At 66.0% G+C, this 24172-nt stretch carries 27 protein-coding genes and 1 tRNA gene; 16 read left to right on the plus strand and 12 right to left on the minus strand.

Translation table 11 applies throughout. From position 1 onward, the window contains the following. Positions 1 to 204 precede the first annotated feature (204 nt). Positions 205 to 1593 (plus strand): TldD/PmbA family protein, encoded by a 1389-nt coding sequence (locus M3N53_13520; protein ID MDP9069347.1) that lies wholly within the window; start codon positions 205 to 207, stop codon positions 1591 to 1593. Beyond that, on the plus strand, positions 1590 to 2939 hold the full coding sequence (locus M3N53_13525) for a TldD/PmbA family protein (GenBank protein ID MDP9069348.1): 1350 nt from the start codon (positions 1590 to 1592) through the stop codon (positions 2937 to 2939). Before M3N53_13520 ends, M3N53_13525 begins: the two co-directional genes overlap by 4 nt. On the opposite strand, the gene M3N53_13530 is transcribed toward M3N53_13525, so the two are convergent. Further along, positions 2940 to 3746 carry an undecaprenyl-diphosphate phosphatase gene (locus tag M3N53_13530; protein ID MDP9069349.1) on the minus strand — a complete coding sequence of 269 codons (807 nt, stop codon included), beginning with the start codon at positions 3744 to 3746 and terminating at the stop codon, positions 2940 to 2942. 106 nt (positions 3747 to 3852) lie between these two features. On the opposite strand from M3N53_13530, the gene M3N53_13535 reads away from it, so the two are divergent. Both M3N53_13535 and M3N53_13540 read left to right on the plus strand, forming a co-directional pair. Next, positions 3853 to 4521, plus strand: a complete 669-nt coding sequence (locus tag M3N53_13535) for a hypothetical protein (protein ID MDP9069350.1) — start codon at positions 3853 to 3855, stop codon at positions 4519 to 4521. Positions 4522 to 4660: 139 nt separating this feature from the next. Beyond that, entirely contained in the window at positions 4661 to 5332 is a 672-nt protein-coding gene (locus M3N53_13540) for a hypothetical protein (protein ID MDP9069351.1), read from the plus strand. A gap of 59 nt (positions 5333 to 5391) precedes the next feature. Here the strand turns inward: M3N53_13540 and M3N53_13545 are convergent, their stop codons facing one another. Both M3N53_13545 and M3N53_13550 read right to left on the minus strand, forming a co-directional pair. Continuing rightward, positions 5392 to 6186: an S-methyl-5'-thioadenosine phosphorylase gene (locus M3N53_13545; GenBank protein ID MDP9069352.1), complete on the minus strand. Its 795-nt coding sequence runs from the start codon at positions 6184 to 6186 to the stop codon at positions 5392 to 5394. Continuing rightward, positions 6186 to 6530: an FmdB family transcriptional regulator gene (locus M3N53_13550; GenBank protein MDP9069353.1), complete on the minus strand. Its 345-nt coding sequence runs from the start codon at positions 6528 to 6530 to the stop codon at positions 6186 to 6188. The genes M3N53_13545 and M3N53_13550 overlap by 1 nt, the downstream gene beginning before the upstream one ends. A gap of 105 nt (positions 6531 to 6635) precedes the next feature. On the opposite strand from M3N53_13550, the gene M3N53_13555 reads away from it, so the two are divergent. Then, positions 6636 to 8648, plus strand: coding sequence for a diguanylate cyclase (locus M3N53_13555; GenBank protein MDP9069354.1), 2013 nt, complete (start codon positions 6636 to 6638; stop codon positions 8646 to 8648). Positions 8649 to 8676: 28 nt separating this feature from the next. Next, positions 8677 to 9576 carry a UTP--glucose-1-phosphate uridylyltransferase GalU gene (gene galU, locus M3N53_13560; protein MDP9069355.1) on the plus strand — a complete coding sequence of 300 codons (900 nt, stop codon included), beginning with the start codon at positions 8677 to 8679 and terminating at the stop codon, positions 9574 to 9576. Here galU and M3N53_13565 read toward each other — a convergent pair. Then, on the minus strand, positions 9573 to 9758 hold the full coding sequence (locus M3N53_13565) for a DUF4177 domain-containing protein (protein ID MDP9069356.1): 186 nt from the start codon (positions 9756 to 9758) through the stop codon (positions 9573 to 9575). The two genes, galU and M3N53_13565, sit on opposite strands and share 4 nt — an antisense overlap. A gap of 77 nt (positions 9759 to 9835) precedes the next feature. On the opposite strand from M3N53_13565, the gene M3N53_13570 reads away from it, so the two are divergent. Continuing rightward, on the plus strand, positions 9836 to 10186 hold the full coding sequence (locus tag M3N53_13570) for a DUF192 domain-containing protein (protein MDP9069357.1): 351 nt from the start codon (positions 9836 to 9838) through the stop codon (positions 10184 to 10186). On the opposite strand, the gene M3N53_13575 is transcribed toward M3N53_13570, so the two are convergent. Genes M3N53_13575 through M3N53_13585 form a run of 3 tightly spaced genes read right to left on the minus strand, consistent with a single transcriptional unit; the run spans position 10181 to position 12171 of the window. After that, positions 10181 to 10384, minus strand: coding sequence for a hypothetical protein (locus tag M3N53_13575; GenBank protein MDP9069358.1), 204 nt, complete (start codon positions 10382 to 10384; stop codon positions 10181 to 10183). The two genes, M3N53_13570 and M3N53_13575, sit on opposite strands and share 6 nt — an antisense overlap. Positions 10385 to 10390: 6 nt before the next feature. Further along, positions 10391 to 10708: a hypothetical protein gene (locus M3N53_13580; protein MDP9069359.1), complete on the minus strand. Its 318-nt coding sequence runs from the start codon at positions 10706 to 10708 to the stop codon at positions 10391 to 10393. Next, on the minus strand, positions 10705 to 12171 hold the full coding sequence (locus M3N53_13585) for a leucyl aminopeptidase (protein ID MDP9069360.1): 1467 nt from the start codon (positions 12169 to 12171) through the stop codon (positions 10705 to 10707). Before M3N53_13585 ends, M3N53_13580 begins: the two co-directional genes overlap by 4 nt. 161 nt (positions 12172 to 12332) lie before the next feature. On the opposite strand from M3N53_13585, the gene M3N53_13590 reads away from it, so the two are divergent. The 5 genes from M3N53_13590 (at position 12333) to M3N53_13610 (ending at position 16153) form a co-directional block, all read left to right on the plus strand. Beyond that, positions 12333 to 12857, plus strand: a complete 525-nt coding sequence (locus M3N53_13590) for a hypothetical protein (protein MDP9069361.1) — start codon at positions 12333 to 12335, stop codon at positions 12855 to 12857. 34 nt (positions 12858 to 12891) lie between these two features. Further along, the gene (locus M3N53_13595; protein MDP9069362.1) at positions 12892 to 13518 is read left to right on the plus strand and encodes a haloacid dehalogenase; all 627 of its coding nucleotides are present in this window, start codon (positions 12892 to 12894) and stop codon (positions 13516 to 13518) included. Continuing rightward, on the plus strand, positions 13515 to 14114 hold the full coding sequence (locus M3N53_13600; protein MDP9069363.1) for a hypothetical protein: 600 nt from the start codon (positions 13515 to 13517) through the stop codon (positions 14112 to 14114). Before M3N53_13595 ends, M3N53_13600 begins: the two co-directional genes overlap by 4 nt. 153 nt (positions 14115 to 14267) lie before the next feature. Beyond that, complete coding sequence (locus M3N53_13605) at positions 14268 to 15275, plus strand: hypothetical protein (protein MDP9069364.1); 1008 nt, start codon at positions 14268 to 14270, stop codon at positions 15273 to 15275. Then, entirely contained in the window at positions 15251 to 16153 is a 903-nt protein-coding gene (locus tag M3N53_13610; protein MDP9069365.1) for a hypothetical protein, read from the plus strand. Before M3N53_13605 ends, M3N53_13610 begins: the two co-directional genes overlap by 25 nt. 266 nt (positions 16154 to 16419) lie before the next feature. Here M3N53_13610 and M3N53_13615 read toward each other — a convergent pair whose 3' ends face one another. From M3N53_13615 to M3N53_13625, 3 genes are all read right to left on the minus strand, one after another. Further along, positions 16420 to 17403: a hypothetical protein gene (locus M3N53_13615; GenBank protein ID MDP9069366.1), complete on the minus strand. Its 984-nt coding sequence runs from the start codon at positions 17401 to 17403 to the stop codon at positions 16420 to 16422. Between the two features lie 606 nt (positions 17404 to 18009). Next, positions 18010 to 18237: a ribbon-helix-helix domain-containing protein gene (locus M3N53_13620; GenBank protein ID MDP9069367.1), complete on the minus strand. Its 228-nt coding sequence runs from the start codon at positions 18235 to 18237 to the stop codon at positions 18010 to 18012. A gap of 137 nt (positions 18238 to 18374) precedes the next feature. After that, complete coding sequence (locus tag M3N53_13625) at positions 18375 to 18530, minus strand: hypothetical protein (GenBank protein ID MDP9069368.1); 156 nt, start codon at positions 18528 to 18530, stop codon at positions 18375 to 18377. A gap of 157 nt (positions 18531 to 18687) precedes the next feature. Here M3N53_13625 and M3N53_13630 point away from each other — a divergent pair, with 157 nt between their 5' ends. After that, positions 18688 to 19275: a hypothetical protein gene (locus tag M3N53_13630; protein ID MDP9069369.1), complete on the plus strand. Its 588-nt coding sequence runs from the start codon at positions 18688 to 18690 to the stop codon at positions 19273 to 19275. A 130-nt stretch (positions 19276 to 19405) separates the two neighbouring features. Here the strand turns inward: M3N53_13630 and M3N53_13635 are convergent. Continuing rightward, positions 19406 to 19478, minus strand: a tRNA-Ala gene (locus tag M3N53_13635). 85 nt (positions 19479 to 19563) lie between these two features. On the opposite strand from M3N53_13635, the gene M3N53_13640 reads away from it, so the two are divergent. Next, positions 19564 to 20046: an FKBP-type peptidyl-prolyl cis-trans isomerase gene (locus M3N53_13640; protein MDP9069370.1), complete on the plus strand. Its 483-nt coding sequence runs from the start codon at positions 19564 to 19566 to the stop codon at positions 20044 to 20046. A gap of 103 nt (positions 20047 to 20149) precedes the next feature. On the opposite strand, the gene M3N53_13645 is transcribed toward M3N53_13640, so the two are convergent. After that, on the minus strand, positions 20150 to 21685 hold the full coding sequence (locus M3N53_13645; GenBank protein MDP9069371.1) for a phospholipid carrier-dependent glycosyltransferase: 1536 nt from the start codon (positions 21683 to 21685) through the stop codon (positions 20150 to 20152). A gap of 60 nt (positions 21686 to 21745) precedes the next feature. Between M3N53_13645 and M3N53_13650 the strand changes: the two genes are divergently transcribed. Both M3N53_13650 and rsmI read left to right on the plus strand, forming a co-directional pair. Further along, positions 21746 to 23284 (plus strand): hypothetical protein, encoded by a 1539-nt coding sequence (locus tag M3N53_13650; protein ID MDP9069372.1) that lies wholly within the window; start codon positions 21746 to 21748, stop codon positions 23282 to 23284. Positions 23285 to 23306: 22 nt separating this feature from the next. Beyond that, positions 23307 to 24149 (plus strand): 16S rRNA (cytidine(1402)-2'-O)-methyltransferase, encoded by an 843-nt coding sequence (gene rsmI, locus M3N53_13655; protein ID MDP9069373.1) that lies wholly within the window; start codon positions 23307 to 23309, stop codon positions 24147 to 24149. Positions 24150 to 24172: the final 23 nt, after the last annotated feature.

A 24172-nucleotide genomic window follows, 5' to 3' on the forward strand; every position in this document is an offset into this window, starting at 1 on the left:
CAGCTCCCGTCTCGCCTCAACCAGCCGGGCTCGGATCTGACCGAGCCGTTCGCCCTGCTCGGCGGTGTAGCCGTGCGCGTCGATGCTCAGGTCGAACTCCTATCGGTGGTCGCTGCGGGGACCTTCAGGTTACATCGCCGCGTCGGCTGTGCACAAGGGCACGAACCCCCGCCGCCGTCGCGGGAGCGGCCTTATCCTCCCCGGATGCTTGACGAAACCCTGATCCGGTCGACGCTCGCCGAGGCGCTGGCGGAGGGTGGGGACCTGGCGGAGCTGTTCGTCGAGGACCGCTCCTCCACGGCTTTGCGCCTGGAGAGCTCCCAGGTCGAAGACGTCGCTTCGGGCCGCGACGCCGGCGCTGGGATCCGGCTGATCGCCGGTGACCGCTCCTCGTATGCGTACACGAACTTGCTTACGGAGTCGGGGCTCCGGGAGGCCGCGCGCGCTGCTCGCGCTGGGATGGGCTCGGGCGGAGCGGTGTCGCCGGCCGACCTCCGCCGGGTGGAGCCGGGCACGGCCAACCCCGTACGGATGGCTCCGGAGGAGGTGGACCCGTCTGAGAAGGTGATCGCGCTGCGCGCTGCGGACGAGGCCGCTCGCGCCGCGGGGGCCGAGGTGCGCCAGGTCGTCGCCTCCTACATGGACGTTCGCCAGCGGGTCCTGATCGCCAGCTCGGACGGCCGTCTCGCCGAAGACGACCGGACGCGCGTGCGGTTCGCGGTGCAGGTGATAGCGGGCCGCGACGGCCAGATCATGACCGGGTTCGAAGCGCCCGGCCACTCCGGCGGATTCGAGCTGCTCGAGGAGAGACCGGCGGCGGAGCTCGGCGCGAGTGCGGCCGCGAAGGCGATCAAGCTCCTCGACGCGCGGCCCTCGCCCGCAGGCGAGTTCCCGGTCGTGCTGGCCCCCGGCTCGGGCGGCGTTCTCATCCACGAGGCCTGCGGGCACGGCCTCGAGGCCGACACGCTGGTCAAGGAAGCGAGCGTCTATGCGAACCGCAACGGCGAGCGTTTCGGGAAAGACATCGTGACGATCGTCGACGACGGTTCCGACCCGGGGGCGTGGGGGTCGTTCGGAGTGGACGACGAGGGGACGCCGTCGCAGCGAACGGTGCTGTTCGATCAAGGGGTGCTGGTGGGGCACATGAGCGACCGGCGTTCTGCGCAGAAGATCGGTCACCCGCCGACGGGCAACGGGCGGCGGCAGTCATACGCGCATCTCCCGATCGTTCGGATGACGAACACGTACCTCTTGCCGGGGCCCGACACCGCGGAAGACATCATCGGTTCCATCGAGCGCGGTGTGTACGCGGCCACGTTCGCCGGAGGCGAGGTGAATCCCGCGACGGGCAACTTCGTCTTCGGGATGTCTGAGGCCTACATGATCGAACAGGGGGAGATCAGCTATCCGATACGCGGCGCGAACCTCATCGGCAACGGGCCGCAGGTGCTGGGCGTGATCGAGGCGATCGCAGCGGATTTCGATCGCAAGGAAGGTGTCTGCGGCAAGGACGGGCAGCACGCCCCAGTGACGAACGGGATGTCCACGGTCCTGCTCGGCAGGATGACCGTCGGGGGGACCGAGGCCGGATGAGCGAGTTGCTCGAGGCCGCGGCAGCCATCGTCGAAAGAGGCCGCGGGGCGGAGGAGGTCGAAGCCTTCCTCACCCACGAGCGGGAGTTTGAGGTGAAGGCGTACATGGGGGAGGCCGAGACTGTGTCGGCCGCCGAGCCCCGAGGCGCGGGCGTCAGGCTCCTAGTCCACGGTCGGGCGGGATTCGCCTACACCACCGACCTCACAGATGGCGGCCTGACTGCCGTGATCGAGCAGGCCCGGGCGAACGCGCGGCACGCCACCGAGGACGATGCCATCGCTCTCGCCGCTCCCGGGTCGGAGCTCCCGGAGCTGCATGGGCTATCCGACGCGGCCCAGCCCGCGGTCGAACCGCGCGCCAAGGTCGAGTTCGCGATCGAGCTGGAGAAGGCGACGCGCTCGTTCGACCCGCGCATCCGCACAGTCGAGGAGGCGGGCTATTCGGATTCCGAGAGCGAGATCGCGATCGCGACCTCTTCGGGGGTGGCGGCGACGTACCGGCGGACCGATGCGTGGTGCTACGCAGTCGCGATAGCCACCGAAGGAGACGACACGCAGGTGGGCTTCGAGTTCGCGCTCGAGCGAGGCATGGCCGCTCTGGATCCCGAGCACGTCGCCGCGCGCTCCGCAGCAAAGGCCCTCGACGTCCTCGGGGCGACCAAGATCCCTTCGGCCCGCATGCCTATCGTCTTCGACCCGTACACGGCGGGACAGTTCCTCGGCGTGATCGGCGGCGTCCTAACGGCGGAGGCGGTTCAGAAGGATCGCTCGTTGTTCGCGGGAAAGCTCGGCGAAGCCGTGGGTGCCGGCTCGCTCACGTTGATCGACGACGGGCGAGCCGGAGGGGCTCCGGGAGCGGCTCCGTGGGACGCGGAGGGCACGCCGACGCAGAGGACGCCGGTGATCGAGGCAGGGACGCTCACCTCTTATCTGTACGACATACCGAGCGCACGACGAGAGGGCCGCGCCTCCACCGGGAACGCAGCGCGGGCGGGATTCAGATCCGCCCCCAGCCCGGCGCCCTCCAACATGGCTTTCGATCCCACCGGAGAAACCCGTGAGGCCCTGTTGCGCCGGGCCGGGAGGGGCTTGCTCGTGCAGGACTTCCACGGCGTGCACTCCGGCGCGAACCCGGTCTCGGGCGACTTCTCCGTTGGCGCCACCGGGCGGCTCGTCGAGAACGGGCAGCTCGGTGCACCCGTGAAGGAGGTCACGATCGCGGCCCCCATGCTCGAGATCCTGAGCGGGATCGTGGCCGTGGCAGACGACCGCAGGTGGCTTCCGTTCGGCGGCTCCTACGCAGGCGCCACCACCTTGGTTGCCGAGATGACGGTCGCCGGGCTGTAGCTAGATCAGCGCCAGGAAGACAAAGGTCGCGATCACGCAGTAGATCGCGAACGGATACAGGGTCCTTGTCTTGAGATAACGGATCAGCCCCCAGATCGCGGCATACGACGTGACGAGGGAGGCGACGAATCCCGTCGTAGCGGCGCCGACTCCCACAGAAGATCCCGCCAGGTCCGGGACCTCCACGATGGTCGCGCCGAGCAGTGCGGGGATCGCGAGAAGGAATGCGAACCGAGCGGCGTCGTCGCGGTGCATCGCGAGACCCAGTCCGGTTGCGATGGTCGCGCCCGACCGAGAGATCCCGGGCAGGATCGATACCGCTTGGGCCACGCCGATCGCCACCGCGTCCGCGCTCCGGAGGTCCTCGAGGGTACGCAGCGAGCCTCCGGTGCGTTCCGTCCTCTTCTTATGGAAGCGCAGGAGCTGTTCTGCTCCGACCAGGATCACCGCCGTGATCAGCAGTTGGAGCGCGGACGCCTGCGCGTTCGCGAACTGCTCCTCGAAGTAGTCGGCCAGCAACAGCCCCGCGGCCGCCGCGGGGATGCTTCCGACCGCGAGCAACAACACCATCCGGCGGGCAGCCTCGTCGCCCGAGAAGAATCCTTTGGCCACACCGATCAGGTCGCTCCAGAAGTAGATGAGCAGCGCTATCAGCGAAGCCGCGTGCAACAAGACGTCGAACGCCAGCCCCGGCTCCTGCCAGCCGAGCGCCTCCGGCACGAGCACGAGATGCCCAGAAGAGGAGATAGGGACGAATTCGGTCAGACCCTGCACCGCGCCGAGAACGAGCGCTTCGAAGGTGGACACGGCGCGGGAGCATAAACGTGTGCTCGCCTTGCAGGAATGTGCTGGAACAAGGGCGAACCCGGGGGGGTACAGCGGCTTGAAGAGCCCGTGTATCAGGAGGTCAAAAGTGAAGAAGACGTGCCTAACCGTCGCTCTAGGGCTGGCGCTTTCGCTGGTCGCGGGCGCAGCCTTCGCCAAGTTCGAGCCGAAGTTCGAAGCGACGTTGTCGGACACGAAGGTGAACGCCAACCCGGCCCTCGGGTTCCACCTCGAGTTCGCCGAGGACGACGAGGAGATCGGCGACTTCAAGGCGATCATCCCGAAGGGCTTCAACATCGCGGGCGACGCCGAGGTGCCCGATGGTGAAGAGATCGGCGGCGGGACCGTGGAGATCGCCGCCGGGCCCGACTGTCGCCCAGGTCCCGAGGGTCAGATCCCGGTCAAGGTCCCGGTCACTGTCAATGCGACGATCTTCGAGAGGGCCCGCAGTGACGACGAGGCGGACTCGGGCGTCCACGCGGTGTGGTTCCTCGACCTGGAGCCTCTCAACCGGGTTCGCCTGCTGGTCACCGGCAGCCCCACCACCGGCTGGACGATCCAGGGGGCCCCGACACCGAGCGACAACACCTGTAACCCACTGGTCGTGGACCTCGCGATCAACGCGCAGTCCGAGTCCGGCGTCCCGATCCTCACGAACCCCAAGAAGGCGGGCAAGTACAAGTTCCTCGCCGAGATCGCCAGCCAGGACTCGCCCGCCGTCGCGAAGTTCAAGCAGGTTTTCAAGATCACGAAGTAACGCTCTCACCGGCACCGAGGACGAACAAGACGGGCCCCCGTCCGGGGGCCCGTCTTCCTTTGGGTGCCTGGGGGACAGGGATGAGACCCGGCGCGGCGAAGCTTTTAGGAGCTGGACCGTTCCTTAAGGAGGTACCCCGATGGGAAGTGTCAGGAAGATATCGCTGGGCGCTCTCGCGCTGGTGGTCGCCTTCCCCGCGCTCGCAGCGGCCGGCGACTTCAGCCCGGAGTTCTCGTTCACCCTGTCCGACACGCGCGTCAAGGCGAACCCGCAGATGACCCTGAAGCTCGCGCAGGAGAACGGCGAGGAAGAGCTCGGCCACGTCACCTTGAAGATCCCGGCGGGGTTCAAGCTGCCGCCTGATGCCGCCGTCCCGAACAACGACCAGATCGGCACCGGAAGCATCACGATCGCGGCCGGCCCCGGTTGTCGCCCCGGTGCGCCCCTCGGTGACGCCAAAGCGCCGTTCACCGCCCCCGCGACCCTGAGAGAGCAGGACCGGGCAGACGACCAGGCAGATGCGGGCATCTATGCGGTGTGGGTGCTGGACATCTCCGGCGTCACCAAGGTGCCCCTCGAGATCCGTGGCTCGAAAGCCACCGGCTACACGATCGACGGCGACATCCCGCCGAACGACAACACCTGCCCGCCGTTCAGCTTCGAGCTGAAGGTGAACTCGCAGACGGCTTCCGGCGTTCCCGTCCTCAAGAACCCGAGGTTCACCGGGGGTTACAAGTTCGTGTCGACGTGGACGAGCGCCGACTCGCCAGCGGTCGTGACGATCCCGCAGAGGATCAAGATCACGCGTTAACGCAGAAGCTCACACACACACGTGAAGAGGGGGTCCCTGCGGGGGCCTCCTCTTTGCGTCTAGCCGCGAGCGCCCTGGAGAGCCGTGCTGCAAGGGCAGTTGCGCTCGGAAGGGATCCTTGGGATCAGCGCGAAGAGAAGGTCCTTCAGCTTGTCGTTGTTAGCGGTGAATACCTTCAAGACCTCTTCGTGGCTGACCTCGGCGGTTTTGCCGGGCACGCCGACGTCGTAGTCCGTGATGAGGGAGATGTTCACGTAGCACATCTCGAGCTCCCGGCAGAGATAGGCCTCCGGGTACTGGGTCATGTTGACGACCTCCCAGCCCGCGTCCTGGAACCACTTCGATTCGGCTCTCGTGGAGAAGCGTGGCCCCTGGATCGTCACCACCGTCCCGCGGTCGTGCATCGTGATGCCCTGATCGCTGCCGGTCTTGAGGGTCACCTCGCGAAGCTCGGGGCAGTAGGGGTCGGCGAAGCCGATGTGGGTCGTGATGGGACCGTCGTAGAAGGTGTCCTTCCGCCCACTCGTTCGGTCGACGAGCTGGTCGCACACCACGAACTCGCCGGGCCGGACCTCTTCCTTAAGCGATCCCGCGGCGCACGGGCCGACGACCCGCTTCACGCCCAGCTCCTTGAGGGCCCACACGTTCGCCCGGTAGTTGATCTTGTGAGGGGGCAGCGTGTGGCCTTGCCCGTGCCGTGGAAGGAAGGCCACGCTGCGCCCGTGGATCTCGCCGACCGCGACCGCGCCCGACGGCGGTCCGTACGGGGTGTCCACCTGCACCTCTTGAACCCCGTCGAGGAAGGAGTAGAAGCCGGATCCCCCGAACACGCCCACTTCTGCGGACGGCGGCATCAGGCCGATCCCGAGGCTTTAGAGGGCTTGTCGGCGGCCTTGGCGGCCTCCCTGGAGGACGGCTTGCCGTCGCCGGAGGAGGACGACTTCGATTCGCCCGAGGACGATGAGCCCGAGTCGCCAGTGGACGACTTCGAGTCGCCGGAAGACGAGGACGTCGAGGCCTTCTTCTTGGCGTCGGTCGAGTAGAAGCCCGAGCCCTTGAACACGACGCCCACGGGCGAGAAGAGCTTCCTCAGCTTGCCTCCGCAATTCGTGCACACCTCCAGCGGCGGGTCCGTGAAGCTCTGCTTGGCTTCCGTCCGCTCGCCGCAGGCGGTGCACGCGTATTCGTACGTGGGCATGGGGGGCATCCTCTCATCCCGGTAAAGTCCGGGTTCGAAGAATCCGAAAATCAGGACAAAGGGTCTCCAGGCGCCGAAGCCGCCTGGACGGAAGGCTGGAGTCACATGTCGCTTCAGCGGCGGCTAACGCTGTTCTTCGTACTCATCGTCATCCTGCCGCTTCTCGCTGCCGGATTCATACTTCAGCGCGTGATCGTGGGCGAGATCTCGCGGCGCGCTGTGCTGTCGCTTCGGCCCGCCCTCGACGCGACCGTGGCCATCTACAACCGCCAGGCCGACTCTCTGGATCGCAGGGTTAGAAGCTCGGTAGAAGACGACCCACGGTTCGCGCGCTTCTTCGCCGCGAACGACCCGACCTCTCTCGACGCATATCTCGAGAACCGTCTCGACGAATCACTCGACCTAGACTTCCTGCTGGCTCTGGGGCCGCGCGGCGAGGTTCTGGGCTTCGCCTCGAAGCCGCCCACCTTCCTCCCGGGTTTCCGTCCTCCTGCACCCAGCGTGATCGCAGAAGCCGAACCGGGCGCGAGCAAAGGGTTCCAGAGAACAGCGGCGATCCCCGTTGCGGTGCGAGGCCAGGGACGACAAGGACACATCATCGGCGGGTTCTGGTTGGACGAAGACCTCTTGTTCGCGGCCTCTCGCTCGGGGGTCGACCTTTCGATCGTGTCCGAGGATCGCGTGGTCGCCTCGACGGCTCGCATCGGCGCGTCGTTTGAGGCCCAGGTGGACTACCTGAACCCGTTCGAGCTCGACCTGGGCGAAGTCTCGGAAGCAGCCGCCACGAAGTTGGGCGGCGGGATGGGGATCGTTGCGTCCACACCCGCTGCTCCGATCGGGCAGTTGTCGCGTCAGGTCTTGAACTCGATGCTCGCGCTGCTGGTGTTGGCGCTTCTTGCTACCACCGGTCTCGCGTACCTTCTCGCGCGGTTGATCACGCAGCCCCTGGACGAGCTCTCGGAGGGCGCGCATGCGATCTCCGAGGGTCGTTTCGACCACAGGATCCCGGTCCGCTCCAAAGACGAGGTCGGCAAGCTGGCGGTCGCATTCAACGAGATGACGGGACAGCTCAGTCAGACCATCTCGGCGCTGTCTTCTTCGCGCGATCAGATGCAGAGGGCCGTCCGCCGCGTGGGGGAGACGTTGCGCTCGACGCACGACATGAAGCAGATGCTGGATTCGATCCTCAACACGGCGGCGGATGCTGTGAACGCCGAGGCCGCCGTGCTGTGGATGTTGTCTCCAGCCCGGGGCGAGTTGCATCCGGGCGTCGCGCGAGGCATCGAGCTCGATGCGTTGGGCCGGGTGAAGGTAGGTGACGGGGTCGTCGGACATGTTGCCGAGCGACGAACGGGTCTGCTCGTGCCGGACGGGGCAAGTGCGGCCGTGTTCTCTCGGCACGAGCCGCGGTTCCCTGTTGCCGCCGCGGTCCCGGTTTTCACGCAGGACCGCGTGATGGGTGTTCTTGCCGCCTACCGCAAGGACGCTTCGCGTCCGTTCGCACAGGAGGACTTCGACACCGTGGCGTTCCTTGCCGAGCAAGGAGGGGTGGCGGTCGAGAACGTTCGGCTGCACGAAGAGGCTCAGCGACTGTCGCTCACCGACGGGCTCACGGGTGTGTGGAACCGTCGCTTCTTCCAGATGCAGTTCCGCCAGGTTCTCGCCACCGCGACGCGTTTCGATCGTCGCTTCAGTGTCTTGATGATGGACCTCGACCACTTCAAGCAGGTGAACGACAGGCACGGCCACCAGCGCGGTGATGCGTTGCTGATCGAGTTCTCCCACCGCGTGACGCAACTGCTGCGTGAGGTGGACACCTTCGCCCGCTACGGCGGCGAGGAGTTCATCTGCTTGCTGTCGGAGACCGATGTGCAAGGCGCGATGACGACCGCGGAGAAGATCCACGACGCCATCAAGGGCACGCCCTTCGGCAGCATGGACGACGAGCTGATCAACCTGACCGTTTCGATCGGCGTTGCCGCGTACCCCGATCATGGCGACTCTTTCAGGTCACTGGTGGAGGCTGCGGACCAGGCGCTGTATCGCGCGAAGCAAACGGGGCGCGATCGCGTCTGCTTGGCCGGCCAGCCCAACCTCTCTCCGGTCCCCCTACACTGACCCCTCCCGATCGACAGGAGGGGCTTCAGTGGCGGTACGCAAGGCGGTGATCCCTGCGGCTGGGCTCGGCACGAGATTCTTGCCCGCGACGAAGTCACAGCCCAAGGAGATGCTCCCGGTCGTCGATCGGCCCGGCATCCAGTACGTCGTCGAGGAAGCCGTGCGCGGCGGACTCGACGACATCCTGATCATCACGAGCCGCGGGAAGACGACGCTGGAGGACCACTTCGATCGCTCGCTGGAGCTCGAGCATCACCTGGAGAAGAGCGGCAAGATGGACCTGCTCGAAGAGGTTCGCAACATCGCGCAGATGGCGGACTTCCACTACGTGCGTCAGAAGGAGCCGCTGGGGTTCGGGCATGCGGTGCTGATGGCGCGGGCGCATGTTGGAGACGAACCGTTCGTCGTCATGGTCGGTGACGAGATCGTCCCTGATCCGCGCGGCGACGAGCCACCTCTGGTCGAGAGGATGACAGAGATCTACGAGAAGCAAAACGCCAGCGTGATCGCGGTGCAGGAGGTGGCTGCCGCGGACATCCCCGGTTACGGCGTGATCGATCCGGAGGACACCGCAGATGGCTTCGTCAGGTTGCGCGGGATGATCGAAAAGCCGGCGGTGGAAGACGCGCCTTCGAACCTCGCCTCGCGGGGCCGGTACCTATTCACCCCCGCCATCTTCGATGCGATCGAGCGAACCGCCGAAGGGGTCGGTGGCGAGATCCAACTGACCGACGCGATCAGGCTGCTCGCGGAGGAAGAAGGCGTATACGCATACATCCACGAGGGTCCCATCCTGGACGTCGGAAAGAAGCTGGACTATCTCAAGGCCACGATCGAGCTGGCGCTGCGACGCGACGATCTGGGCGGGCCGTTCAAGCGGTGGCTGCTGCAGCGCGTCCAGACGCTGGAGTCCGGGACCGGCGACTAACTAGGCGGTGCGTCGCTCCCGTGCGGCTCTCCGCCCTTCGGACGCTTGAGGTATCCGGTCGTTCCGGTGGCTTGGCTCTCCACCACCTGGACCAACTCCCACCCCTCTTCGCCCCACTGGTTCAGGATCTCTTGGAGGGCGTGCGAGATCAACGGGACGGTCGCGTACTCCCACTTCTGCAAGGCGTGGTCACCCCTCTGGTCGCTAGATGTGGCTCCTGTAGTTGCCGAGCCGCCGCGGCGGCGTCAACCTACTTCACATGTCTCAGAGGCTCCTTCTACCCACGCGCGACCTGGTTCTAGCAGAGAGATTGTCCGCGGCGACGACGTTGTCTCGCCGGCTGCGCGGGCTGATCGGCACGACGCTAGAGCAGGGCGAGGGACTGCTCCTGATGCCGTGCAAGCAGGTGCACACACTCGGCATGAGGTACGCGATCGACGTCATCTTCTGCGATCGCGACTGGGTCGTGGTCGAGGTGGTCCGTCACATGAAGCCGCGCCGTGTCGGCCCGGTGGTGTGGCGTGCAAGGTGCGCGATCGAGCTTCCGGAGGGGGCCGCGGACCAGGTGAAGAGGGGAGACCGGCTCGTGCCGGACCCTGACGGGCTATAGAGGCGGCTCGTCGAGACCGGTCTGGAAGACCTCCTCGGGAAGGAACAACCAGATCCCGCCGCGCTCCTGCGGGTTCTGTTCACCGAGGAACCTCAGGGTGTCTTCGCGCGGACCGTTCGTCGTCCCGTGCATGCGGATGGCGCCCCGCTGCTCGAGCTCTTCGATGATGTCTTGAGTCGGGTGACCGTCGATCTCCATCGCGACTCAGTCTAGGTGGTGGCCGCCTCGCGTCGGATACGTGTCGCGCGCTGCACTGAAGACCGCTGCGGATGCACACGTCAAGAACACGATGCCGCAGATGAAGAACACGCCGAGGACGTAGCGGCCTATGTCCGCAGGCCACCTCACCGTGATGAAGGCGAACAGCGACGCGATCCCAGCCAGCGCCGAGAGCGCCATGCCCGTGATGAAGACGCCGTGCAGGCGGCCGGGCCGCGTTGGCGGCGCGGGGTCGGGGCCGGGGTCGAACTCAGCGGGGAGTCGAACGACCTTCTCGGGTTCGGACCGGTCGTCGCTGCTCACCGGCTGCGCTTCTCGAGAAACGAGATCAGGGTCCGCGTCGCGACGCCGGTACCGCCTTTGGGTCCCCGGTTGTCATCTGACTCGGAGCGGGCGGGACCCGCGATGTCGAGGTGTGCCCACGGGATGTCGTCGGGGACGAACTCTTGGAGGAAGAGGGCGGCGACGATCGAGCCTCCGTACCGAGTTCCGATGTTCTTGAAGTCGGCTACCTCGGAGTCGATCTGCCGGCGGTAATCCCCGTACATGGGCATCCGCCACAGCGGCTCGCCGGCTTCTTCCGCGGCGGCCTCGATGTCGGACGCCAGTGCATCGTCGTTGGAGAACAAACCCGCCACGTCACGACCGAGCGCGATCATGATCGAGCCGGTGAGCGTGGCGACGTCGACGATCGCGTCGGGCCGCTCCTCCGCTGCGACCGCCAGCGCATCCGCGAGGATCAACCGCCCCTCGGCGTCGGTGTTGAGCACCTCTGACGTCTTCCCGCCGTAATGGGTGATGACGTCGCCGGGCTTCAAGGCCTTGCCGCTCGGCATGTTCTCCACCGCCGGGATGTACGCCGTCACTTCCAGGCCGATCCCGAGGCGCTTGACGACGCTCATGGTCGCGATCACGGCGGCGGCCCCTGACATGTCCGTCTTCATCGTCTCCATGTTCTTTCCGTCCTTCAGCGACAGCCCGCCGGAGTCGAAGGTGACGCCCTTTCCGACGAGGGAGACGCGCCCGCCGGCATTCTCGGGCCGGTAGCGGAGTTCGATGAAGCGAGGCGGTACGTCCGACCCTTTCGCTACAGACAACACGCCGTTCAGCCCGCGTTGCGCGATCTGCTCCGGTTCCAGCACCGTGCACTCGAGACCCTCCACGTCGGCGACCTCCTGGGCGCGCCGCGCCAGAGCGTCGGGTGTGAGGGTCGCGGCCGGCTCGTTGATGAGGTCTCGCGCGAGGAGCACCGCTCCGCCGATCGCGGCCCCTCTTGTTGCGGCGTCGTCGCTTGCACCCAGCAACAGGACGCGCTGGATCTTGGTCGGGTGGGGGTCCGTCTTGAAGGTGGTGTAGCGGTACGACGCGAGTAGGAATCCCTCCGCGACCGCGGATGCCGATGTCGCGTCCGATCGCTCGTGCAGCGCTGCCGCGATGACGCCGCGCTCCGCGACGCCTCTGGCCGCCGCCCCCGCCGCCCGCCGCAGCTTTGCTGGAAGGACCTCGTTCTGGGGGCCGAGTCCCGCCACCACGACCGTCTTCGCGCCCAGCCGGCGCATGGTCGCGATCGACGCCACGTCGCCCACCTTTGCCTTGAAACCGATGTCTTCGAGGTGCTCCGCCAGGTATCCGTCCAGCGCCTCATCGACCTGCGCCGCGGTCGGACCGAGCGCGAACCCGTCGTCGGTCCGGTAGGCCGCGACGACGAGCGCGTCGCAGACCACTTCGGTGGCGGATTCCTCCGAAGGAACGATCTCGGGCGGCATCTACGGACTCCTTGTAGTCGGGGTGTCTGTATACCGGGCCGGAGCCCGCGACCCCGCGCGACGGGATCAGTCAGAGATTCTGCGCGGCAATCCGGAGACGGCGGCGGGTCCGGGTTTAGCTTGAACCGAGACACATCCGGCTAGGGCTTGGGGAAGCGCTGTTGGCGATCTGGTTCCTCCTGTTCTTGGCGCTGATATGGGCAGTCGTGTTCCTGCCCGGGGCGGTCCGGGCGAGGCAGCGGACCCCTCTGTGGGCCGCGGAACGGTTCAAGCAGCTCATGAGCACGATCGCGCCACCGCGACCCGCTCCCCGACACGCGGTGCCTCGTCGTGCGGCCGGCCGTCGCGGGTCCACTTCCGGCAGATGGATCGTGGTCCCGGTTTCGGAGGAGCGAGCGCGAGAGCGGGAGGCATTCCGCCGGGCTCAGCGGCGCCGGAGGCGGTTGCTCGCGCTCCTGGTGGGAACGGCCGCGGTTTCGGCGATAGCAGCGATAGCTGCGCGCGGTGTTTGGGTCGACCTGCACCTCATGATCGACGGGATCCTGGTCTTCTACGTCGCGATGTTGTTCGAGCTCAAGCGCCGCCGCGACGAGCGCTTCGAGAAGGTTCGGCCGCTGTCTCCGGTGGTCTGGAACGAGCCCCGAGCTGTTCGCTCTGCTGGCGCCGGTGGGGGACACGACTCCTAGCCACTCCCGGGACCCCTTTCGGTAGGGTCCGCCGATGGAACTCGGCGATATCGGCGACGCCGTCAGGCAAGATTTCGACGCCAAGACCGCGGCCCGCGAAGAGGGTCTGGCTGCGAGCCGCCTCGCGATCCGCTCGTGCGGAAATGCGATCCGGGCCCTGCACCGCTACGAGGCGCCACGCGCGGACGAGCTCCTCCAGGATGCGAAGTCGGCGCTGGATGAGGCCCGCTCCGCTCTAGGGCCTCACCCAGAGCTACTGCACGCCGGCTTCGTCCATGACGCGGAGAAGGAGTACGCGGAAGCGCGGATCACGCACGCGCTCGTGACGGGGGCCGCGTTCCCGTCACTCGAACAGGTAGGGGTCGGCACCGCCGCGTTCGTCAAGGGGATGGCGGAGGCTATCGGCGAGGTTCGCCGCCACATCCTCGATCTGATGCGCCGCGGGGAGCTGGAGCGGTGCGAGGAGTTGTTGTCGGCGATGGACGAGATCTATTACCTGTTGACGTCGATGGATTATCCGGACGGGATCACGTTGGGGCTCCGTCGCCTGACCGATGTCGCGCGCTCGATCATCGAACGGACCAGGGGCGACTTCACCACTTCGACCATCCAGAGCAGTCTCCGGGATGCACTGGAGCGCCGGATGCCAGACGCGGGATGACGCCGAGGCAGCTCGGGGTGACGGCGGTCGTCGTCGCTCTGGTCCTGGCGGGCATCGTTGCACTGCTCGTGACGGGAGGGCCGCCTCCCGGCGAGCAGGCGAAAGACCCCACAGGTGACGTCGAGATCGGCGATGGTGGCGATGCTCCGGGAGACGCGGCCCTCGCCGACATCACGTCCGCGCGCGTTTACCTGAACGCGAGTCAGGTGGTTTTCGAGGCGGAGATGGCGGCGCCGATCCCGCGCTCTTTGAGGGGTCAGGCGATGACGTGGCGTTGGGAGGTCCTCGAGGCCGGGATTCCGGCGTGGATCGTGTCCGCGAACGTCAGCGTGGACGATCCGACAGCCAACGTGCTCGAGCAGGGGGACGGTCGCTACGCCGCATCCACCATCGATCAGACACTGCCGGGGGGTGTGGACTACAACGGGAACACGATATCCGTCCGCCTTAACGCTCCACAGATCAAGGGGTTTCCGGGCCAGTTCACCTGGCGACTGACGACGACGCTGGATGCCAACCGCCGCGACCCGGCGTCGGCCACCGCGACCGACTCCGCCCCACACAGCGGTCTCGGTGAGTACCCACCCCCGGCCTAGGCGCCTTCGGTCGTCGGTCCTGTCGCTGGACGTGTGTGCACAAATCGCGCCAACGTCAGCTCGCACAGGCAGATGCAACGGTCGAGACGGTCCGTGCGTCTACCCAGCATGATTCCTGTGGGCGCCTTGAGCGTTCGAGTGCTCTGTACCGGCTTGGCATGCGCGGGTTTGCTGGCCGCTCCGTCCACTCACGCCGCGGCCACGTACCCCGGCGAGCCCGGGCGCTTCGCCTATACCGCCGAACCTGACTCCGCCACGAGGCGCGATCTGTTCACCAGGCGGTTCGACGGGAGCGGCGTCCGACGTATCACCCGCACCCCCCGGTACGAGGACCTGGATCCTTCGTGGTCCGCGGACGGGAGGCGCATCGTCTGGAGCTGCTACGGGCGCAACACGCGATCCGACCCATACTTCGGAGCCGACGTGTGCGTCGTGCGGAAAGACGCGTCTCACTTGCAACGGTTGCGTCTCGAGGAGGAGGCGAAATCTCCGGCCTTCTCGCCCGACGGCCGTCGGATCGCCTACATCGCCGACGGTCCGGACGACGTGTGTGCCCTGCCTGCGCCCGGATCCAGTTGCAGGTTCCCGAACGACGAGATCTTCTTGATGAACGTGGATGGAACAGAGCGAGCGCGCTTAACGGAGAACAACGTCGGGGAGGCAGATCTAACATGGTCTCCCGACGGCTCGGCCATCGCTTTCATCGCGCTGAACGAGGAGGGCGAGGGGGGCCTTTACAGCATCGAGGTCGCGACGGGCGAGGAGCGGGTCGTGGCCACCGACGTGCACGTGCCGTACTCCTACTTCAAGACGGGGTCGTACCTGACCAGTGACGTCGACTGGTCGCCGGACGGCGGTCTGATCGCTTTTCGCCGGTCGGTCGGCGATTCCACCCAAGTCTTCGTGACGGGACCGAACGGTGAGAACCAACAACAGGTCACCAGCGGGCGGTTCGTCTACAACCTCAGTCCGGCTTGGTCGCCGGACGGTGAACGCTTGGTTGTTCACTCGGCGACGGAGGAAAGCGGGAGCCTCTGCATCCTTCGATACGCGGGCGAGACGGTCGAGGTGTATCCGTGGACGCGGAACGAAGACGTCACCTGCTCGCGCCGTCATGGCGACGAGTTCCAGCATGCGTGGCAACCGAGGCCTACAGGATGAAGTCCCACGGGTGGCGCAACTTCCGCGCTCGCGCCCGTGGCGCGGCGATCCGTCTTGCGGCGTTGTCTATAGCCGTTGCGGCGATCGCGGTCGGCGTTCCTTCATCTGCCGGGGGTCGGCCAACTTGCTTCGGGGCGACGGCGACCATCGTGGGCACTTCGGGTGACGACTCCGAGCTCAACGGCACGCCGAACCGCGACGTGATCGTGGGACTTGACGGGAACGACATCATCCGCGGCCGCGGCGGCAACGACCTCATCTGCGGCGGAAGGGGCGGCGACTCTGCGAACGGAGGAGACGGCAACGACCGCATACGTGTTGTCGAGTCCGCTCGCGGCGGCGCCGGCGACGACGTGTTGAAGGCGGGAGAGAACTTTTCGGATCTCCGTGGAGGAGGCGGCGACGACCGGTTGATCGCGCTTCAGCCGGATGCAGCGCACGACGAGGGTGGCGTGGCGCTGTGGGGTGGGAGGGGGAGCGACTATCTGCGAGGCGACGTGGCACCCGACAGCTTCTCGCCTGGGCCCGGTCGCGACACGGTGATCGGGGGCCGGGGGCGGAACAACACCGACTACCTCGTGTACCGCGATTCCAAAGGTGCGGTGACCGTCGATCTAGGCAACCACATAGCTACGGGCGAGGGGCGCGACGTCGTGAGAGGGATCGAGGGCGTCATCGGGTCACGCCACGACGATCGGTTCCTCGGAACGGACTCGCGAGACATCGTCGACGGCCGCGACGGCGACGACAGGCTCAGCGGCGGCGACGGCGACGACCATCTGGATGGCGGCCGTGGGAGTGACACCCTGAGAGGTGGTTCGGGCTCGGACACGTGCCTCCGAGGCGAACAAACGTCTGGCTGCGAACGTCTCGAATAGGAGGCGGCGCTCCGGCCAGATAGCCGCCACTGCCGCTCTTCGTTCGTCCGTGCTCGTCAGGCGACCACCGTTGCGCGAGGAAGGAGAGTGCCGTCGCCAAAAAAAGCAAGGGGCCCCGGGGAAGTCACATGCTCTAACGGGTGGGGCTTCAAACGGGCTGCGCGGCCCGGCTCGATCGAACAATGGCGACACCAAGAATTACGACGCAAGTGCCGCGAGCCTATGGCCGAAGGCATCGGAACATGCCTTCATCTTGAGAGCTGCCTCTAGCGCGGCTGCCAGTCGGGAGTTACGAGCCAATAGCCGTTGTAGAGGAGGAGACGGCGCGAGCTTCCATCCGCCTTGATCGCGAACAGGGCCAACGTGTTTCGATACACGTCCACCACGACGATCTCCGAGCCGTCCGGGGACCACGCAGGGTTCGTCGCGTTCGCCCTACGTGTCGTGCCTACCAGCGTCTGCTGAGTGCCATCTGGAGCCATCGTGTACAGGTTGTAGGAGCCACCTCTGGTGTCATCGTTCTCGAAGCGCGTGAACGCTATACGGCTGCCATCAGGAGACCAGTTCGGGTGCCATTCGGTAGATGGGTCTGTAGTCAAAGCGAGCGGCATCTGGCCGTCGGGATCGACGCTCCAGACATCCCAGTTACCCGATCGATGAGTAGCAAATGCGATCCGGCTGCCGTCGGGAGACCAGCTCGGATCCTCATCTCGTCCGGGACTGTGGGTCAGTCGGGTGAGATCGGTGCCGTCCTTGGCAATCGTGTAGATCTCGAAATTCAAATCACTGTCGTCATTGAGCGGATCCCCCTCTATGTAGCGCTCGAAGGCTAGGTGCGCTCCATCAGGAGACCACGCAGGCGAGCCGTCAACAGCCGCGCCGGACGTGATCTGCTGCACGTTGCTGCCGTCGCGGTTCATGATGCAGATGTCGCCCCGGCGGTCGGCCCTGCCCGCGCCCCGACATTCATACGCGATTAGTTTGCCGTCCGGTGACCAAGAGGGGCTCGTATCCCAGGCTCGATGGGTAGTGAGTCTGCGCATCCCCGTCCCGTCTGGCCGCACCGAGTAGATGTCAGATGAGCGACCTACGCGGGCAAAAACGATTCGGCCGTTGTTTCCGGGGAACGCGGCGTCGGCAGAGGGAGCCAACACGGTTGCGACGGTGAACAAGCACGCCGCCATGACGGATGCAAGTCGTCCGCATTCACCAATCACGCGGCCCGACTCGTTGAGCCAGTGGATATTCACCCGGGCCTGAAGGCATCTGGGTGTCCGTCGGGTCTGGTCACATTCCTCAGCTTGGAAGAAGCAGCGACGCGGTAGAAAGCCCCGAAATTGGCCCGCACAACCTTGTAAATGCCGGCCAAAGCAGAGCGGGGCCGCCACTACCGGGGTCGTCTGAGGGAGCCACATCATGGCGACGACAAGAATGCTGGCGTGGCGCAGTGAAGTCCTCATGTCAAATACTTATCCGCCCGGAACCCTCGTCCTGCCGGCCCGAAGAAGCCCGACGAGCTAGACACATTTCAGAGGGGTTTGCGGCGGTCGACCGGCGGCCTCGGCCTGCCACGGGTACGAGGAGGATGCTGAGTTTTTGCTGAGTCGACCTTCCGTTGGCGTCTCTGGGCGCCAGTTCGGAAACTCGCTCTGACCAGGGAAACAACCGGTGGACCAGAGGAGATTCGAACTCCTGACCTCACCCGTGAGAGCCGTGCGAGGCCGATCTACGCAGACTTACGTCGCTGCACGTTCAAGACCAACTGTGCAGGTCACGCTCCATTTTCAGTCCACAGCGACTGCCAGCGATTTCCGTTGAATTCCGTGGGTGATGTTGGGTGTTTGTTCGACCGAGGATCAGCTTGCCTGAACGTAGGTGCGAAGAGCTTCCCGGATGACTTCCGAAACACTTACGCCATCTCGCGATGCACGCAGGAGCAACTCCTTCTTCAGCTCAGGATCAAGTCGAACCGATTCCACGCTCGCCGGCCCCGACCCCATCGCCGGCCGACCTCCAGCTCGCCGACGCCTGATCTCGTCGAGGTCGTAACCGGCCTCGGCCTCATCCGCGAGTCTCCCGATCATCTCGTCATCGACTGAAGTGCCGTTTTCAGCTTCCCGTGGTCTTTGGGCATCCTCTTAGCTCCCCGGTAGGTACCGCCCGTACTTCTCTCGCATCTTCATTGCGTGGATGACGGCTGGTCCCTGCGGGCGGTCGAGGATCACCAGCTCCAACAGATTCCCCGCTCGATCCGGACCAGAACCAAGAATCGCAATGGGTCGTCTCCGATCTCCTCGATCACCAACGCGTGCTCCACGCCATGCTGCATGTCCTCGTCATCGATGCCGTGGCGCCGGCTCGACGGGAGGATCTCCACAGGAGAATCGTACTACGAAACTGCCCCCATCACGAGGGGCACCATTGCCAGGCGCGAAGCTCCTTTCGTGGACTTCGCTAGGGAATCTTTAGAAACCCTGCGAGCGGCGCGATTTCCTGTCTATGCGGTGCGCCCATCGCATTGGCCTGGAGATGTCATGGTCGGCGGGGTGGCGGGTGAGACAAGTCATCCTCTTTCTATCCATATGCGCTACGACGACGACCTCCTTGTGGAGCGACCCGCTCGGCGCGTTCAGATAACGTCCAGCGGGATCGAAGCGCTCAGCAAGAAGGCGCCACAGGAACGCTTCCTTCTTTGGGAGCATTCGTATGCCTCTACTCTTCAAAACTTCGTCTACAACATCACGCCTGACCGGTTCCCGGAGAGACCGATCTTCGGCACGGAGCGATTCAACGCGCAGCTGATCGATGGCAAACGAGTTCCCCGCGTGGTCCACCTTCCCAGCGCTGGACCGCGCAGGTTCATAGATGCCGTCCCTTTTCGGGACGGATACAAGATGGAGCGCATCGCGTTCGATGAATGGCCCGCGCTCCGGCTCAATCGGCTACAGATGACCGAGGTGGAGGTCCTCATACTGGCGTGGGGCTGGGACGACGAACCGCTCCTCGAGTTCGCCGCTGCCGCACGCCCTATCACAAACGACCTTTTATCGGAGATCGGACAAGCCGAATTCGATGCTTGGAAGAAAATCAACAAGCGCAAGCAACGCGACCAGGGTCCCTAGCGCGCGGAGCTTTCGCATCAGCTAGGACTTCCCTTGGAGATCGGGATTAGCTCCGATGTTGGGGATTTGTTGGGGGAATCAACACTGCCAAAACCTCGCGAAAAAAGATATGGATTGAACTGGGCTTTTGTGGACCAGAGGAGATTCGAACTCCTGACCTCACCCGTGCGAGGGGTGCGCTCTACCAACTGAGCTACTGGCCCGCGGAAGCTCAAGCATCCTAGCGGCCGCGCCTGAGCCTCCCGCTTGCGTCCGGTCGCAGGTTTCGCCTCGGATAGGGTCGCCTGCATGTCCAAGATGCGCTCGTTCACGTGGCTTCTCGCGCTGGTCTTGCTCGTGTTCGCAGCCTGCGGTGACGACGCAGCAGAGACCCCGCCCGCGGCGGAGACCACGCCCGCGGCGGAAGCACCGCCGGCCGGCGACTGCGAGGAGGGGATCGTGGAGACGGAGTCCGGCCTGAAGTACGAAGAGACCGAGTGCGGAACGGGTGAAGAAGCGGGTCGCGGCGACACCGTGATCGTGAAATACAAGGGTGCGCTCGAGAACGGCAAGGTCTTCGACGAAGGGGAGCTCCCGCCGTTCCAACTCGGCAGCGGGTCGGTGATCCCCGGATTCGACGAGGGCATCACGGGCATGAAGGTCGGCGGCTCGCGTCAGGTGACGATCCCGCCCGACCTCGGCTACGGCGCTCAGGGGGTTCCTCCCGACATCCCCCCGAACTCGACCCTCATCTTCGACATCGAGCTGGTCGAGATACAGGCCCCGGCGTAGCAACCCAGGCTGAGGCGAGACCGCGTCTTCGGGATATCGTATCTCTGCCGGCCAGCGGCAACCACATCCCAAAGAAGCGCCGCCGAACGGTATCTAGCTTGGTCTAGATCCAGCACCACCCCGTCGGCGGCAGGTCCTCCGCTGTTCCCGTCGTGAAGGTGGTGCGGGTCGACACCTTTCCGTCCAGCGTCTCCGTCACGACCGCGGTCGCGGGGTCCGCCGGTGGCTTCTCGCAGTTGTCGAACACCCATATCCGCTTGTCCCACTCCGGTTGCGGCAGCGGGACCTTCGTCAGCAAGGGGTAGTAGAAGACGAAGAACCAGAGCGCGGCGGCCGTGAACAATCCGATCGCGGCGATCGCCTCCCACGAGCGACCGATCCGCGACGCGATGTAGCCGAGCGCCAGGCACATGAAGGGGACCGTCGGTAGTAGATAAAAGAGGAAGACCGCGCTCCTGTCGGACAAGAGCCCGGAGATCAACCACGGCGCGTACGTGAAGAGGAAGCCGGCCAGGATCACCCCCTCGGGCCGCCAGGGGTCGCCCCGTCTCACCCACGCGGCGACGACCGCAGCCAGCGCCAGCAGCGACGTCCACCACACGAACGGGCTTCCGGTGGCGAAGATCTCCTTGTAGTCGCCGTTTGGGTTGGTCTCGAAGTAGTAGGAGACGGGCCGCTTCAGCGCCAGCCACGACCACGCCGGTGATTGGTACGAGTGGTTGCTCTCGAGCTCCCGGTGGAACCTGAACATGCACTGTTGCTGCTCGACGTACCGAACGACCCAGGACCCGTTCCGATCCGGGCAGAGCCCGTCGCCGGGCGGAAGCGTGCGGCCGATGTAGGTGGCGGTGTACACGAGTGCCGGGACGACGATGAACCAGACCAGCAACCCGGCCCCCTCGCGCCGGAACGTGTTCAGGATGGGGCGAGGCTCCTCCCTCTCCCGCCGCGCCTTGATCTCCCAAGCGACGGTCAGCACGATCAACATCACGAGGAAGAAGCCGCCGGACCACTTCGAAGCCACCGCGAGCCCGGCGGCGATACCGGCCGCGATCCGCCACGGCCGCTGCAGCAGCCTCGGCCCCGCAGCTTCGCCCCGCGCTCCCGCGAACAACCAATCTCGGTCGTACACCAGGAACAGGACAGCCGCGACGCCGAACAGCGGCACGAACACGTCGAGCATCGCGATCCTCGACTCCACGAAGTGGAGGAGGTCGATCGCCAACAGGCCTGCCGCCAGAGACGCGCCCAGCGTGGAGCGCAACAGTCTCCTCGCCAGCAAGAAGAGCAGGGCTACTGTGATCGTCCCGGCCACCGCAGCCGAGATCCGCCACCCGAAGGAGTCGTAGCCGAACAGGCGGATGCCGAGCGCGAGCAGCCACTTCGCCAGCGGTGGGTGTACGAGCGTCGACTCGACGTCGATCCCACAGAGCGTCGGCGCCGAGGTGACGTACCAACATGCGTCCTTCGCGTAGTAGGTCTCGTCGAACACCAGCGACTTCGGGTCGTCGAGCCGCACGAGTCGCAGCACCGCAGCGGCAACGGTGATCCCGGTGAGGGCGAAGGTGTCGGCGCGGCCCCATCTAGAGGGGCCGCGTTCGGCGCGTGGATCTGTCTCGGCCCCCTCGATCGCCTCCACGGCAGAGCAGCATAGTTAGTGTCGCCGCGGTATCGGACCGAGTGAGGGGGAACGCGACACATGAGGACGCTGGCGGCGGGCAGTCGCACCCTCAGGCGCGCGCCCGTCGCGATGCTCCCGATGACCGCTGAAGGGGTGGTCGCGGCCGTGGCGGTTGCCACGGGACTCTTCCCGCAGGACGCCGCGGCCGTGATCGCCGGCGCGATGTTTCCTCTGAACGTCTATTTCGATCTGAAGCAGAGCCTTGCTACCGGGTTCGGTTGGCCCGCGTTCGCGGCGGCTTTGATCCTGAGCTCGCTGGTCCGCAGCGGAACGCTGGCCGCCACGCTGTGGCTGGCCGACGATCGGCGGGTATCGATCGCCGTCCCGTGGGCTCGAGCGGCGCGCCTCGCGACGGTCGCTCTGGTCACGCTATTCCCGAGCGCGGTCCTCATGTATCTCGGCGTCGCACTCAGGTATGCGCCTTTCATCTGGGCGGGCGCGGCCGCGGGTTTCTTTCCCGCCGTTGTTCTGAACCGCCGCGCCCTGGCACTCGATGCCGGTGCCGGAAAGCCGCGTGGCTCGGGGATTCCCGAAGCACCGGGGTTCCTCGCCTATGCCTACCTGCTCTCTGCTCTGGGGGCCGCTATGTCGTCGCTCGGGCGGCTGTCACCGTTGCTCGTTGCGCTGTTGGTGGCGTGTCTCGGCCCCCTGCACGCGTTGTTCCTGCTGGGCTGGCGCGAGCACCTGCGGGCGGAGACCTATCCGGGAGGAGGGACCCTTGCGGCCGCGGTTACCGTTGTGGGTCTCGTCGTGTTCCTCGGGGCCACTGGCTACGACCGAGTGATCCGCAACGCTTCGCCGGTGCCGACCGCGGACGCGCCCGGGTCTCTCCTGCTGCTCGGCGGAGTCGATTCCACCTCGACTACCGGCGCTCTCACCGAGCTGGACCCCCGCGACCTCGGGTTCAACCGCGAGAGCGTCAAGGTCCTTTCCTACTCCGCGGCGGGAGACGGCTACACCGGGAGCGACACGCGCGCTGACCTCGATGAAGTCGGCGCCGTCGTGTCGCGCCAGGTCGAGGCGGCGCCGGAGCCTCAGTTGCTGCTGGGCCACTCCCAAGCGGCCTTGATCCTCGACCGGATAGTGGCGCGCGGACATCCCGCGCCCGATCGCTCTGTCGTGCTTGCCCCTCCGCCTCCTGTTCCTCCGCCCGTGGTCGCTCCACCGCCCGGGCGTTCCGGAACGGGCCGCGTCGGCGGCGACATAGCTCGCGCAGGTGCCGCGCTCCTCGAAGCGGTCGGACTCCAGCCCTATGACATCGACGCGCCGGCCTCGCCCACGAACCTGAAACCCGTGGTCGTGATCGACAAGAAGGTGTCGCGGGTGGCGGTATGGGCGCTGGGGGACTCGGTATGGCTGGATTCGGACTGGAGACGCCCGGGCGAGATCAACCTCGTCGCCATCACCGATCATGTCGGCGTCACGAACAACGGACGCGCCCTGGCCGCAGCGCGCACCTTCCTACGCGGCCGCGCCGTCGAGGGTGACGAGGTCTCGTGGCGCGGGTTCGTTGCGACGGTGCTCCGCTACGCCTTCGAGCCATGGCGGCCGAGCTGATGCGGCCGACGTGGAGACACGCGTGAGCGGCCGCCTCATCCTGTGCGCGACGCCGATCGGGAACCTCGAAGACGTCACTCAACGCTCGTTGAGGTTGCTAGCCGAAGCCGACGTCGTCGCCTGCGAAGACACCCGCCGCACGCGCAAGCTGCTATCGCATCACGGCGTGCAGACGAGACGGTTGGTCGTCTACAACGAAGGCAACGAACGGCGGCGCGCGCCCGCGCTGGTTCAGAAGATGCTTGCGGGCGACACGGTTCTGCTCGTGTCCGACGCGGGGATGCCGGGTCTTTCGGACCCCGGCTACCGTTTGGTGCGCGCCGCGGTGGACGCAGGCGTCGTCGTCGCGGTCGCTCCCGGACCGACCGCGGCGATCAGCGCCCTCGCCATCTCTGGGCTGCCCCCGGCCCGCTTCGTCTTCGAGGGGTTTCTGCCGCGCAAGGCCGGTGACCGCCGCCGGAGGCTGGAAGAGCTGAGGGACGAGGAGCGCACGCTCGTCTTCTACGAGTCTCCGCACCGCGTCCTGGACTGCCTCGATGACCTGTACGAGCTCTTTGGTGACCGTCCTGCAGCTGTGGTGCGCGAGCTGACGAAGGTGCACGAGGAGGTGAGGCGAGGGAGCCTCGAGCAACTGCGCGACAAGGCCCGAGAGGTGCCGCCGCGCGGAGAGATCGTGCTGGTGGTGGGAGGAGCACTGCGACGAGACCGGATCGCGGATCCAGAGGAGCTTGCCGCGGCAGCTCGCGCGCTTATGTCGGAAGGTCTGCAACGCAAGGCCGCGCTGCAGCAGGTGGCGCGGGAGGCGGGGGTTCCGAAACGCGCCGTCTTCGACGCCCTGGTGGAGCCGGAGGAGCCGGAGGTTTAGCGCTCCTGCACGGAGTTACGGAA

The sequence above is a fragment of the Actinomycetota bacterium genome (assembly GCA_030776625.1).
Taxonomy (GTDB): Bacteria; Actinomycetota; CADDZG01; order CADDZG01; family WHSQ01; genus MB1-2.

Bases quoted from the DNA above. Each gene is read 5' to 3' on its own strand.
- M3N53_13600 (MDP9069363.1), top strand. From the start codon at position 13,515: ATGACGCCGAGGCAGCTCGGGGTGACGGCGGTCGTCGTCGCTCTGGTC.
- M3N53_13540 (MDP9069351.1), top strand. From the start codon at position 4,661: ATGGGAAGTGTCAGGAAGATATCGCTGGGCGCTCTCGCGCTGGTGGTC.
- M3N53_13585 (MDP9069360.1), bottom strand. From the start codon at position 12,171: ATGCCGCCCGAGATCGTTCCTTCGGAGGAATCCGCCACCGAAGTGGTC.
- M3N53_13640 (MDP9069370.1), top strand. From the start codon at position 19,564: ATGTCCAAGATGCGCTCGTTCACGTGGCTTCTCGCGCTGGTCTTGCTC.
- M3N53_13595 (MDP9069362.1), top strand. From the start codon at position 12,892: ATGGAACTCGGCGATATCGGCGACGCCGTCAGGCAAGATTTCGACGCC.
- M3N53_13520 (MDP9069347.1), top strand. From the start codon at position 205: ATGCTTGACGAAACCCTGATCCGGTCGACGCTCGCCGAGGCGCTGGCG.
- M3N53_13555 (MDP9069354.1), top strand. From the start codon at position 6,636: ATGTCGCTTCAGCGGCGGCTAACGCTGTTCTTCGTACTCATCGTCATC.
- M3N53_13650 (MDP9069372.1), top strand. From the start codon at position 21,746: ATGAGGACGCTGGCGGCGGGCAGTCGCACCCTCAGGCGCGCGCCCGTC.
- M3N53_13545 (MDP9069352.1), bottom strand. From the start codon at position 6,186: ATGCCGCCGTCCGCAGAAGTGGGCGTGTTCGGGGGATCCGGCTTCTAC.
- M3N53_13525 (MDP9069348.1), top strand. From the start codon at position 1,590: ATGAGCGAGTTGCTCGAGGCCGCGGCAGCCATCGTCGAAAGAGGCCGC.
- M3N53_13620 (MDP9069367.1), bottom strand. From the start codon at position 18,237: ATGATCGGGAGACTCGCGGATGAGGCCGAGGCCGGTTACGACCTCGAC.
- M3N53_13575 (MDP9069358.1), bottom strand. From the start codon at position 10,384: ATGGAGATCGACGGTCACCCGACTCAAGACATCATCGAAGAGCTCGAG.
- M3N53_13550 (MDP9069353.1), bottom strand. From the start codon at position 6,530: ATGCCCACGTACGAATACGCGTGCACCGCCTGCGGCGAGCGGACGGAA.
- M3N53_13570 (MDP9069357.1), top strand. From the start codon at position 9,836: ATGTCTCAGAGGCTCCTTCTACCCACGCGCGACCTGGTTCTAGCAGAG.
- M3N53_13630 (MDP9069369.1), top strand. From the start codon at position 18,688: ATGGTCGGCGGGGTGGCGGGTGAGACAAGTCATCCTCTTTCTATCCAT.